8 protein-coding genes, 1 pseudogene and 1 riboswitch are annotated in these 11,821 nt (G+C 70.6%); of the genes and pseudogenes, 5 read left to right on the forward strand and 4 right to left on the reverse strand.

The genetic code is table 11. From position 1 onward, the window contains the following. Nucleotides 1-280: pseudogene (locus A5714_RS01590) on the forward strand (elongation factor G-like protein EF-G2); the annotation flags it as partial. Nucleotides 281-286: 6 nt separating this feature from the next. Here the strand turns inward: A5714_RS01590 and A5714_RS01595 are convergent. Next, the gene (locus A5714_RS01595; RefSeq protein WP_068282036.1) at nt 287-1,861 is read right to left on the reverse strand and encodes a FadD7 family fatty acid--CoA ligase; all 1,575 of its coding nucleotides are present in this window, start codon (nt 1,859-1,861) and stop codon (nt 287-289) included. Nucleotides 1,862-2,112: 251 nt separating this feature from the next. On the opposite strand from A5714_RS01595, the gene oxc reads away from it, so the two are divergent. Further along, entirely contained in the window at nt 2,113-3,849 is a 1,737-nt protein-coding gene (gene oxc / locus A5714_RS01600; protein ID WP_068282038.1) for an oxalyl-CoA decarboxylase, read from the forward strand. Here oxc and A5714_RS01605 read toward each other — a convergent pair. Then, entirely contained in the window at nt 3,833-4,765 is a 933-nt protein-coding gene (locus A5714_RS01605; protein WP_068282044.1) for a LysR family transcriptional regulator, read from the reverse strand. The two genes, oxc and A5714_RS01605, sit on opposite strands and share 17 nt — an antisense overlap. 219 nt (nt 4,766-4,984) lie before the next feature. Between A5714_RS01605 and A5714_RS01610 the strand changes: the two genes are divergently transcribed. Both A5714_RS01610 and car read left to right on the forward strand, forming a co-directional pair. Beyond that, the gene (locus A5714_RS01610) at nt 4,985-5,740 is read left to right on the forward strand and encodes a L,D-transpeptidase family protein (protein ID WP_068282046.1); all 756 of its coding nucleotides are present in this window, start codon (nt 4,985-4,987) and stop codon (nt 5,738-5,740) included. 141 nt (nt 5,741-5,881) lie between these two features. Then, a complete protein-coding gene (car, locus tag A5714_RS01615) occupies nt 5,882-9,418 on the forward strand; it encodes a carboxylic acid reductase (protein ID WP_068282048.1) in 3,537 nt (1,178 codons plus the stop codon). Between the two features lie 10 nt (nt 9,419-9,428). On the opposite strand, the gene A5714_RS01620 is transcribed toward car, so the two are convergent. Beyond that, a complete protein-coding gene (locus A5714_RS01620; RefSeq protein ID WP_068282040.1) occupies nt 9,429-10,037 on the reverse strand; it encodes a hypothetical protein in 609 nt (202 codons plus the stop codon). Nucleotides 10,038-10,190: 153 nt separating this feature from the next. On the opposite strand from A5714_RS01620, the gene A5714_RS01625 reads away from it, so the two are divergent. Beyond that, nucleotides 10,191-11,129, forward strand: a complete 939-nt coding sequence (locus A5714_RS01625) for an NADP-dependent oxidoreductase (RefSeq protein ID WP_068282042.1) — start codon at nt 10,191-10,193, stop codon at nt 11,127-11,129. 19 nt (nt 11,130-11,148) lie between these two features. Here A5714_RS01625 and A5714_RS01630 read toward each other — a convergent pair whose 3' ends face one another. After that, nucleotides 11,149-11,364, reverse strand: a complete 216-nt coding sequence (locus A5714_RS01630) for a hypothetical protein (protein WP_068073903.1) — start codon at nt 11,362-11,364, stop codon at nt 11,149-11,151. A gap of 232 nt (nt 11,365-11,596) precedes the next feature. Then, a riboswitch (M-box (ykoK) riboswitch) is annotated at nt 11,597-11,776 on the reverse strand. Between the last annotated feature and the right edge of the window lie 45 nt (nt 11,777-11,821).

Below are 11,821 nucleotides of genomic sequence, written 5' to 3' on the forward strand. Positions count from 1 at the left end.
GGTGACGCTGCTCGAGCCCCTCGACGAGGTCGCGGTGCTGGTCCCCGACGACTTCGTCGGCGCGGTGCTCGGTGACCTGTCAGCCCGCCGCGGGCGGGTGCTCGGCACGGACGTCGCGGGCCGCGACCGTACCGTTGTCAAAGCCGAAGTGCCGCAGGCGGAATTGACCCGCTACGCGATCGACCTGCGGTCGCTGGCGCACGGGGCGGCGTCGTTCACGCGCTCGTTCGTGCGCTACGAGCCCATGCCCGACGCCGCGGCCGTGCGGTTGAGCGGCTGAGGCGCCTCAGGCGCCGCCGAATTGGCGGGCGACGGCCCGGCGGTCCAGCGACCCCTTCGCGGTATGCGGCAGCTCGGCGGCCTGCTCGAAGCTGGCCGGCACCTCGAACGGCGCCAGCCGCTCGCGGCAGAACTCGGTGAGCTCGTCGGCCGTCGGTGCGGCGGACCCCCGGGCGACGAACGCCGCGGCCACCGCCTCGCCGTACAGCTGGTCCGGCACCGCGAACACGGCCACCTCCAGCAGGTCCGGGTGGCTGGCCAGCACACCCTCGACGTGCTCGGGCGAGATCTTCTCGCCGCCGCGGTTGATGAGCTCCTTGATGCGGCCACGGATCACCAGATCGCCGGCCGGCGACAGGGTGCCCAGGTCGCCGGTGTGCAGCCACCCCTCGGTGAAGTTGGCCGCCGTGATCTTGGGGTCACCGAGGTACCCGCGCACCACCGTGGGGCCGTGCAGTTGCACCTCCCCGACCTGCTCCGCGGGCAAGACGCTACCGTCCGGGCCGACGATGCGGATCTGGGGTCCGGTCGACCTGCCCACCAAACCCGGTGTGGCGCCCGGGTTTTCGTCCGCCCCGCTGCCCCCGATGGGGGTGGTGGCCACCTGGTGGGTGGCCTCGGTCATGCCGAAGGCGCACACCACCGGCGCGGAGAAGGTGTCGTGCAGCGCCTGCGCCGTCTCGGCGGTCAGCGGCGCGCTGCAGCTGCGGATGAAGCGCAGCGCGGCCCCGCCCGCCTGCTCGGTCTTGGCTCGCTCCAACAGGATCTGATGGATCGTCGGCACCGCCGTGTACCAGGTGGCCTGCACGGCGTCGATGTCGTCCCAGAACGTGTGCGCCGAGAACCGGCCGCGCGCCGGGAGCAGCACCGCTCCCCCGGACGCCAGGGTGGCCAGCAGCGCGGCCAACAGCCCGTGGCCGTGATACAGCGGCATCACCGCGACGGTCGCGTCGTCGGGGCCCAGCCCGTAGCCGGCGATGATCGCCGCCACCGAGGCGGCGATGTTGTCCCGGGTCCAGGGCACCATCTTCGGCACGCCGGTCGTCCCGCCGGTGAACATGATCATGGCGTCGTCCTCGCGCAGGCCCTCGGGCGTGGCGACGTCGCGGCGCGGCGGGACGGCGGCGTCGAGGTGGGCGGCCGGAGCGTCACCGGCCGTCACCGCGATCGGCCACCACGGCAGGGCGTGCCCATCGTTGTCGCCGGGGGCGGCGCCGTCGACGAGCACGGCGCGGGCGCCCACGGCGTCACCGCGGGTGCGCTGCTCGGCCACGGGCAACGCCGGGTCCAGCGGCACCAGCACCAGGTCGGCCCGCGAGGCCGCGAGCAACCCGACGACGAACTCCGCGTTGCTGCCCGCACGCAGCGCGACCCGGTCGCCCGCGGCCAGGCCGGCCCGCTGCAGTTGCCCGGCCAGGTCGTCGACCAGCCCGGTGAGCTGCCGGTAGGTGATGGGTTTGCGGCCGGCGGTGACCACCAGCGCGCGGGCGTCCGGCGACCGATCGGCCACCGCCGCGATCAGATCGGCCACCCGTCGGCTCGCGGATCCCGTGGTCGTGCCGACCTCGCTGCTGACGGTCATCGCCGCCTCCTTCGTCTGGGATGAATGGCTTCCCTTGGCACCATGCCGGGTAATTTGCCCGGGCGTCCAATATCGATTCGCTCACGCCCGATAACCCTCGGCTATCGAGGCGGCCGAGCAGCGGTAATAACCGCGGTGGATGGTTGCATAGCGGCGAAGTCTTGGACATCGCGGTCGCCGCGACGGCACAGTGAAGGCAAGGCGCGAACACCACGATCCTCTTAACAAGATCCTCTTAAGGAGCCGTCACCATGAGCACCAACTCGGCACCGCACAGCCCGGCCGGTCTGATCGACGGCTTCCACCTGGTGGTCGACGCGCTCAAGGCGAACGACGTCGACACCCTCTACGGGCTCGTCGGCATCCCGATCACCGATTTGGCGCGCGTGGCGCAGGCGTCGGGCATCCGCTTCGTCGGGTTCCGGCAGGAGGCCTCGGCCGGTAACGCGGCGGCGGCGGCCGGGTTCTTGACCCGACGCCCGGGCGTGTGCCTGACGACGTCGGGCCCCGGTTTCCTCAACGCCCTGCCGGCGCTGGCGAACGCCACCGCGAATTGCTTTCCTATGATTCAGATCTCCGGTTCCAGCAACCGCGCGCTGGTCGACTTGCAGCGCGGCGACTACCAGGACCTCGACCAGCTCAGCGCCGCCAAGCCGTTCGCGAAGGCGGCCTACCGGATCAACCGGGCGGAGGACATCGGCCGTGGGATCGCGCGCGCCATCCGCACGGCCGCCTCCGGCCGGCCGGGCGGGGTTTACCTCGACATTCCCGGTGACGTGCTGGCCCAAGTGGTGGACGCGTCGGCCGCGGAAGCCGCGGTGTGGCGGGTGGTCGACCCCGCTCCCCGGCAACTGCCCGCGCCGGATGCGGTCGACCGCGCGCTGCGCGCGCTGGCCCGGGCTCGGCGCCCGCTGATCGTCCTCGGCAAGGGGGCGGCGTACGCCCAGGCCGACGAGGTGATCCGCAAATTCGTCGAAGGCACCGGGATCCCGTTCCTCCCGATGTCCATGGCCAAGGGCCTGTTGCCGGATTCCCACCCGCAGTCCGCCGCCGCCGCGCGGTCGCTGGCGATCTCTCGCGCCGACGTGGTGCTGCTGGTCGGCGCGCGGCTCAACTGGCTTCTCGGGCATGGCCAGTCGCCGCAGTGGGCCGCCGACGCCGAGTTCATCCAGGTCGACATCGACGCGGCGGAGTTCGACAGCAACCAGCGGATCGCCGTGCCCCTGGCCGGCGACATCGGTTCGGTGCTCGAAGCGCTCGCTGACGGCGCCACGGCGCACCCGATCACGGCGCCCGAAGACTGGACCGGTGAGCTGGCCGCCCGCCGGGCCCGCAACGACGAGAAGATGCGCGAGCGCCTGGCCGACGACCCGCATCCGATGCGGTTCTACAACGCCCTGGGCGCGATTCGCGCTGTGCTGCAGGAACATCGCGAGGCGTACGTGGTCAACGAGGGCGCCAACGCGCTCGACCTCGCCCGCAACGTCATCGACATGGAGGTGCCCCGGCACCGGCTCGACACCGGGACCTGGGGCGTGATGGGGATCGGCATGGGCTTTGCCATCGGGGCCGCCGTCGAGACCGGGCAGCCGGTGGTGGCGATCGAGGGCGACAGCGCGTTCGGGTTCAGCGGCATGGAGGTCGAGACCATCTGCCGCTACCGGTTGCCGGTGACCGTCGTGATCCTCAACAACGGCGGCGTGTACCGCGGCGACGAGGCCCCGCACGGTGACCAGCCGGCGCCCACCGTGCTCAACGCGCGGGCCCGCCATGAACTGCTCGCGGAAGCGTTCGGCGGCAAGGGTTTCCACGTGAGCACGCCGGCCGAGCTGCGGCAAGCGCTGACGCAGGCGATCGAGTCCGGCGGACCGGCGGTCATCGACTGCGAACTCGACCCGGCGGCGGGAGTGGAAAGCGGGCACCTGTCCAACCTGAACCCCGCCAGCGCGGCCAAGGCGGCCCCCGCCACCGTCAGCGCCGGCGCGTAACCCCCCGCAGCTGCGCCGCGAAGAACTCGTCGAGCCCCAGGCTCTCCGCGGACGCGGCGAAGGCACGGGCGATCGGCGAGCCGGGCCCGACGGAGTTGATGGCCAAGGCGATGTCGGCCTTGAGCACCGGCTCGACCATCTCCACCGCGCGAATCGACGGCCCCAGCGGCGACGTCCACAGCCAGGTGTGCGGCACGATGCAGGCGGAGTTACCGGCGGTGACCTGAGCCAACAGCGAAGCCACCGAATCGGTTTCGACCTGCGGGCTGACCACGATGGAGTGGTCGGCGAAGGCTTTGTCGATGATCTGGCGGTCCCGCATCTCCGGGGTGAGGAGCGCCAGCGGCAGCTGCGCCGCCTCCGCCCACGTCATCGTCGACGCGGTGGACGCCAACATGTCCGCCGGCGAGAGCAACACGTAGCGCTCCTCGTACAGCGGCACCAGGCTCACGTCGTGGGCCTCGTCGGGCGAGGCGTGCACGATCGCGGCGTCCAGCTCGAATTCCCGTAAGCGCCGGTACAATTCGGAAGCCGCCAGCCGGGACAAGATGTGCACCTTGACCAACGGATGCGCGGAGCAGAACGCCGAGAGCACCAGCGATGCGGTCGTCGACGCGGTCGGAACGGTGCCCAGGCGCAGCGTGCCGGTGATACCGGAGCGCACCGCGTGCACCTCCGCCTTGAACGCGTCGTGCTCGGCGAGGATGCGCCTGGCCCACACCACCAGCCGTTCGCCCTCCGGCGTGAGGCCCTCGAAGCTGTGCCCTCGGTTGATCAGCGTGACGTTGAGCTCACGCTCCAACTTGGCGATCGCGGCCGACAGGGCGGGCTGAGAGACGAAGCACTTCTCCGCCGCCCGGGCGAAATGGCGCTCGGACGCGACGGCGACGAAGTACTCCAGCTGACGGAAGAGCACCCGCACCTCCTCCGCCTCGCAGGGTCGACTTTGCTGAGGCTAACCCGTCTTTGGCGGGCCAGCCAATGCGCGCGGCGGGGGCCGGATCGGTGCCGACCCGTGTCCGGATCGGTATCGCCGCCGGGCGGCGTTGCTGGCATCGTTTGCTGGCAGCGGCGGTCGGCGCGCAGCCAGTAGTATGACGACGTGTTGATCGCACCATCTCGAAGGGTGGTCGCCATGCGGCGAGGTGTTCGTTATCTATTTGTTATGGTCGCGATCACGGCGGCCGGCCTCGTGGTCCCCGCCGGCACCGCCGGAGCCGCCATCCCGTCGCCGCAGCCCGTTCCCGGCGTCGCCTCGGTTTTGCCCGCCGCCGGCGCGGTGGTGGGGGTCGCCCATCCCGTCGTGGTGACGTTCAGCGCGCCGGTGGCCGACCGGCTGGCCGCCGAACGGTCGATCCGGGTGACCTCGGCGAGCCACACCACCGGCCACTTCGAGTGGCTCGACAACAACGTCGTGCAGTGGGTGCCAAACCAATACTGGCCGGCCCACACCCACGTCTCCGTCGGCGTGCAGGCCCTGAGCACCGGGTTCGACACCGGCGACGCCTTGCTCGGCGTCGCCAGCATCTCCAAGCACACCTTCACCGTCAGCCGTAACGGCGACGTCCTCAAGACGATGCCGGCGTCGATGGGCAAGCCCAGCCGCCCCACGCCCGTCGGTAACTTCATGGCGTTGGAGAAGGAACGGTCCGTGGTGATGGACTCGCGGACCATCGGCATCCCGCTCAGCTCGCCCGAGGGCTACAAGATCACCGCCCAGTACGCGGTTCGCGTCACCTGGGGCGGCGTGTACGTGCATTCGGCGCCGTGGTCGGTCGACTCCCAGGGATACGCCAACGTCAGCCACGGGTGCATCAATCTGAGCCCCGACAACGCGGCCTGGTACTTCAACCAGGTCAACGTCGGCGACCCCATCCAGGTCGTGGCGTGACCTGGCTCTGTGACAACCGTCACAACAGATGAACGGAAGAGCACTCCGCTGCGGTGAGTTCTCGGTAGAGGAGTAATCCGAACCGAGAGGCTGGCCATGACCGATGCTGCGCGACGCGACGACGACAACACCGCAGACCGGATGGGCCCGCACCGGGCGCGGGTCGCCGACCGCATCCGCCGGCTCGATGCCGGTGACGAGCAGTTCCGCCGCGCCAAGCCGGATCTCGACGTGCAACGCGCCGCGCGCGAACCCGGCCAGCGGTTGCCGCAGATCCTGCAGACCTTCGTCGAGGGCTACGCGGATCGGCCAGCGCTGGGCTGGCGCGCCCGCGAGCTGACCACCGACCCCGCGACCGGACGCACCGGCTCGCGGCTGCTGCCGCGGTTCGACACGGTGACCTACCGCGAACTGTGGGACAACGTGGCGGCGATCGCCGCGGCCTGGCGCAACGACGCGGCCAATCCCGTTGCCCCCGGCGACTTTCTGGCCACCGTCGGCTTCGCCAGCGCTGAATACCTGACCCTCGACCTGGTTTGCGCCTACCTCGGTTTGGTGGCGGTGCCGTTGCAGCACAACGCCACCGCGACGCGGCTGCAGCCGATCGTCGCCGAGGTCGAGCCGCGGGTGCTGGCCGCCAGCGCCGGATACCTCGACCTCGCCGTCGACGCCGCGGTGGGCAGCGCGTCGCTGCAGCGCCTGGTGGTGTTCGACTACCGGCCGGAGATCGACGACCACCGCGACGCGCTCGAGCGGGCCCGGGCGAAGCTGTCGGCGGCCGCGATGGCGGTGACCATCGAGACGCTCGACGAGGTGCTCGCCCGCGGGCGCACCCTGCCACCCGAGCCGATTTACACCGGTGACTCCGACGAGCGCCTCGCCATGATCATGTACACCTCGGGCAGCACCGGGTTGCCGAAGGGCGCGATGTACACCGAGCGGACGCTGTGCAAGCTGTGGACCCTCGAGATGCTCCCCGACCTGGCCGACGTGCCGGTGCTCAACGTCAACTTCATGCCGCTCAATCACCTGGGCGGCCGGATTCCGCTCGCGACGTCCTTCCAGAGCGGCGGCACCAGCTATTTCGTCCCGGAAAGCGACCTGTCCACGCTGTTCGACGACTGGAACCTGGTGCGGCCGACGGAGATGGGGCTGGTACCGCGCGTGGCCGAGATGCTCTACCAGCGCTACCAGAGCGCCGTCGACCGACGCCTGGTCGACGGGGCCGACGCCGCCGACGCCGAGGAGCAGGCCCGTGCCGAGCTGCGCGACCAGGTGCTCGGGGGTCGGGTGGTGACCGCGTTCTGCGGCACGGCGCCGCTGACGGCGGAGATGCGTAACTTCGTGGAGACCAGCCTCGGGGTGCACATCCTCGACGGGTACGGCCTGACCGAGCTCGGCATGGTGACCAAGGACGGCTGGATCGCGCGACCGCCGGTGCTGGACTACAAGCTGGTCGACGTCCCCGAGCTCGGGTATTTCCGCACCGACAGGCCGTATCCGCGCGGCGAGCTGCTGGTGAAGTCGTTGACCGCCACGCCCGGCTACTTCAAACGGCCAGACGTGACGGCTGCGGCCTTCGACGAGGACGGCTACTACCGCACCGGCGACGTGATGGCCGAGCTCGAGCCGGACCGGCTGGCCTACGTCGACCGCCGCAACAACGTGCTGAAGCTGTCGCAGGGCGAGTTCGTCGCGGTGGCGCGGCTGGAGGCGGTGTTCGCCGCCGCGGCGCTGGTCCGCCAGATCTTCGTGTACGGCAACAGCGAACGGCCCTACCTGCTGGCCGTCATCGTCCCGACCGACGACGCGGTGCGCAGGTTCGCCGGTGACCCCGACGGTCTGAAGGCCGTGCTCGCCGAGTCGCTACGGCACGCGGCGCGGCTCGCCGAGCTGCAATCCTACGAGGTGCCGATCGACTTCCTGGTGGAGTCCGAGCCGTTCACCGAGGACAACGGCCTGCTGTCCGGGGTGGGAAAACTGCTGCGCCCCAAGCTCAAAGAGCGCTACGCCGACGAGCTCGAGCAGCGCTACGCCGAGCTGGCCACCAACCGGGCGACCGAGCTGCGGGCGTTGCGCGACGGCGCCGAGGACCGGCCGGTCATCGACACGGTCGCCCGCGCCGCCGAGGCGCTGCTGGGTCTGCCCGACGGCCCGCCGGCGCCCGAGGCTTCGTTCATCGACCTGGGCGGCGACTCCCTGTCGGCGTTGAACTTCTCGAACCTGCTGCGCGACATCTTCGACGTCGAGGTGCCGGTCGGAACGCTCATAGGCCCGACGACCGACCTGCGTCAGATCGCCGCACTGATCGAGGCCGGGCGCGAATCGGGGAACCTGCGGCCCACGCTGGCCAGCGTGCACGGCCGCGACGCGACGTCGGCACGCGCCGCCGACCTCACGCTCGACAAGTTCATCGACGCGCAGACCCTGGCCGCCGCGCCGACGCTGCCGCACCTCACCGGCGCGCCGACCACGGTGTTGCTCACCGGGGCCAACGGCTACCTCGGCCGCTTCCTGTGCCTGGAGTGGCTGGAACGGCTGGCCGTCTCGGGCGGCCGGTTGATCTGCGTGGTGCGCGGGGCGGACGCCGCCGCGGCCACCGCACGCCTGGAGGACGCCTATCGCAGCGGCGACCCTCAGTTGTTGCGGCGGTTCCGCGAACTCGCCGCCGAGCACCTCGAAGTGCTCGCCGGTGACATCGGTGAACCGAATCTGGGCCTGGGTCAAGATCATTGGCACCGGCTCACCGAGACCGTCGACCTCATCGTGCATCCGGCGGCGCTGGTCAACCACGTGCTGCCCTACGACCAGCTGTTCGGCCCCAACGTCGTGGGCACCGCCGAGGTGATCCGGTTGGCGCTCACCGCCCGCATCAAGGCGGTCACCTACCTGTCGACCGTCGCGGTCGCACTGTCCATCGACCCGGCCGAGTTCGCGGAGGACGGCGACATCCGCGTCGTCAGCGCCGAGCGGCCGATCGACACGAGCTACGCCAACGGCTACGCCAACAGCAAGTGGGCCGGCGAGGTCCTGCTGCGCGAGGCGCACGACCTGTGCGGCCTGCCGGTGGCCGTGTTCCGGTCCGACATGATCCTGGCGCACAGCCACCACGCGGGGCAGCTGAACGTCCCCGACGCGTTCACCCGGCTGCTGATCAGCCTGCTGCTCACCGGGATCGCGCCGGCGTCGTTCTACGAGGTCCCCGCCGGCGGCGGGCGGGCCAACGCCCACTACGACGGGCTGCCCGCCGATTTCGTGGCCGAGGCGGTGACCACGCTCGGGGAGCGGCTGGCGAGCACGCCCGCGGCGTACGGGGGATACCGCTCCTTCGACGTGATGAATCCGCACGACGACGGCATCTCGCTGGACGTCGTCGTCGACTGGCTGATCGGCGCCGGCCGCGACATTCGCCGCATCGACGACTACCAGGAATGGCTCGGCCGGTTCAGCACCGCGTTGCGGGCCCTGCCGGACAAGCAGCGCGCGCAGTCGGTGTTGCCGCTGCTCGACGTCTACCGCAGTCCGCAGGAGGCGCTGCGTGGTGCCCCGGCGCCCACCGAAGTGTTCCGCACCGCGGTCCAGAGTGCGAAAATCGGTGCTGACCAAGACATTCCGCATCTGTCGGCAAAGCTGATCGAGAAGTACGTCTCCGACCTGGCGCTGCTGGGCCTGGCCTGAACAAGCCCGGTCAGCCGGGCAGCCCCTTCTTGATCGCGTCGTCCTGCTTGCCGGCGATGGCGGTGGCCAGCGCCGGGTCGACGGGATCGCCGGGTGCGCCGTCGAATTCGAGGGTGCCCAGCGCCCGGCCCTCGGTGAACAGCACGACGGTGACGGCCTGGGCGTTGTCGGGCGAGACGCCCGTGATCAGGGCGCCGGCGCCGCCCAGGCCGAGCGGCTGCCACGTGCCGATCACCTTGTCCGCGTAGGTCGCTTTCGCGGTGGCCAGCTCGGCGGTGGCGGCGTTGGGGTCCGCGAAGACCTGGACGGTGTCCCACACCCGCCGCGTCTTGTCGGCGTTGGCGAACAGCTGGGTGGCGCCGGGCGTGTTGTCGGGGTTGAGCAGCGGTGGCTGCGACGCCGTCAGCTCCCCGCCGATGTCGCGGGGCTTGACCAGCAAGAAGCTGTAGTCGGTGGGCTGACCCGGGGGCGGCCCGGTGACGGCGGTCGGCGAGCCGGGCGAGGCCGACGACGTCGCGGCCGGCGGCGCGGGCGCGGTGGTCCCGCCGCAACCGGCGGCGACGGCGGCCGACAGCGCGGCCGCGATCGTCAACGCCGGGCCGCGTCTGCCGCTGCGCACGCGTCTCCCTTCCGATCGCCCCCTGATGATTCGGGGCCGTCATGTTGCCGGCGAAATGCCGGGGTACCCCGCTGGCGTTAGAAGAACATAAGCCCGCCGGGACTCGGTGGGCGCGATTTCGGTGCCGGTGGCGGTACGCGGGAGGAGATGACAATGGGGACAGCGGCAGCGCGAGCGGTGCGGTTCGACCGGTACGGAGGCCGGGACGTCTTGTATGTGGCGGACATCGACGTGCCGACGCCCGGGGCGGGCGAAGTCGTGGTCGAGGTTCGCGCCGCGGGAATCAACCCCGGCGAGGCCGCGATTCGGTCCGGCGCGATGGAGGAGATGTTTCCCGCCACCTTCCCCTCCGGCGAGGGCAGCGACCTGGCCGGGGTCGTGACCGCCGTGGGCCCCGGTGTCACCGAGTTCTCCGTCGGCGACGAGGTGCTCGGGTTCAGCGCCCAACGCTCCAGCCACGCCACGCACACCGTCGTCCCGGTCAACCAGCTGATCCGCAAACCGGCCGAATTGAGTTGGGAGGTGGCCGGGTCCCTGTATGTGGTCGGCGTGACGGCCTACGCGGCAGTCCGCGCCGTCGACCCGCAACCCGGCGAGACCGTTGCCGTCTCGGCCGCCGCGGGCGGTGTCGGCAGCGTGACGGTGCAGCTGCTGGGTCTGCGCAAGGCGCGGGTGCTCGGCATCGCGGGGCCGGGCAACGCCGACTGGCTGCGCGCCCACGGCGCAGTCCCGATCGCCTACGGCGACGGGCTCGCCGAACGGCTTCGCGAGGCGGCGCCGGACGGCATCGACGCGTTCATCGACCTGTTCGGGCCCGACTACGTGCAGCTCGCGGTGGACCTCGGCGTGGCGCCCGACCGGATCGACACCATCATCTCGTTCGCGAAGGCGGGCGAGGTCGGCGCCAAGACGGAGGGCAGCTCCGACGCGTCGACGCCGGAGGTGCTGTCCGAGATCGCCGACCTCGTCGCCGCCGGGACCATCGATTTCGAGATTGCCGCCACCTATCCCCTGGACCGGGTGGCCGACGCGTACGAGGAACTCGAGAAGCGGCACACCCGCGGGAAAATTGTTCTGCTGCCGCAGAATTGACGCGGGCTCAGACGTGGGCTCAGTGGCGGTGTTCGGGACGGTCCGCAGGGCGCCCACCCAGCGGCGGCGTCACCACCGCGATCGGCATCCGCGACACGTACAGGTTGGCCCGCTCTTGCGGGGTCAGGCAGAGCCTGCTGTGCATCCTGCTCGCCAGCAGCTTGCCGGCGCGCAGCATCGACATGCCGCGGGTCCTCGTGGCCCCCGAAAAGCGGTGCGAGATAACAAAGGTCATGATGTTTTCCTCCCCTGGAGCCGATCACGCCGGCCCGCCCTGCGGGGCGCCGAACGAAAGTTCAGGCGGCAGAACGCTTGCCGGATCCGGATCGGGTGAAGACGACTATCGGATAGGGACTATCGCCGGGACTCATCTCGCCCTCACCTCCTCACGGCCGTGACACACGCGGGTGTCAACCATCCTCACCTGTAACGAGGGAGCGCGAATGCCCGGCATAGCCGAGCCACCGATAACACCCCCTCGTCGGAGCTTCGGCACTGCACGGCGTATCCGACCATCATTGGTGGTCCGGAAGCCACTTGGGCTCAACCCTTGGGTCCGGGAAGAGCTGTCCTGACCCGGGGCGTCTCTCGACGTTCGGGGTCAGTGGCCTGTGTCCGTGCAGACGCCTCACCTACCGAGGTGCTTGCGAAGACATGTCTACACCCCGGATTGAGGCTCGTCAAACGCGTTT

The sequence above is a fragment of the Mycobacterium sp. E2462 genome (assembly GCF_001672685.1).
Taxonomy (GTDB): Bacteria; Actinomycetota; Actinomycetes; order Mycobacteriales; family Mycobacteriaceae; genus Mycobacterium.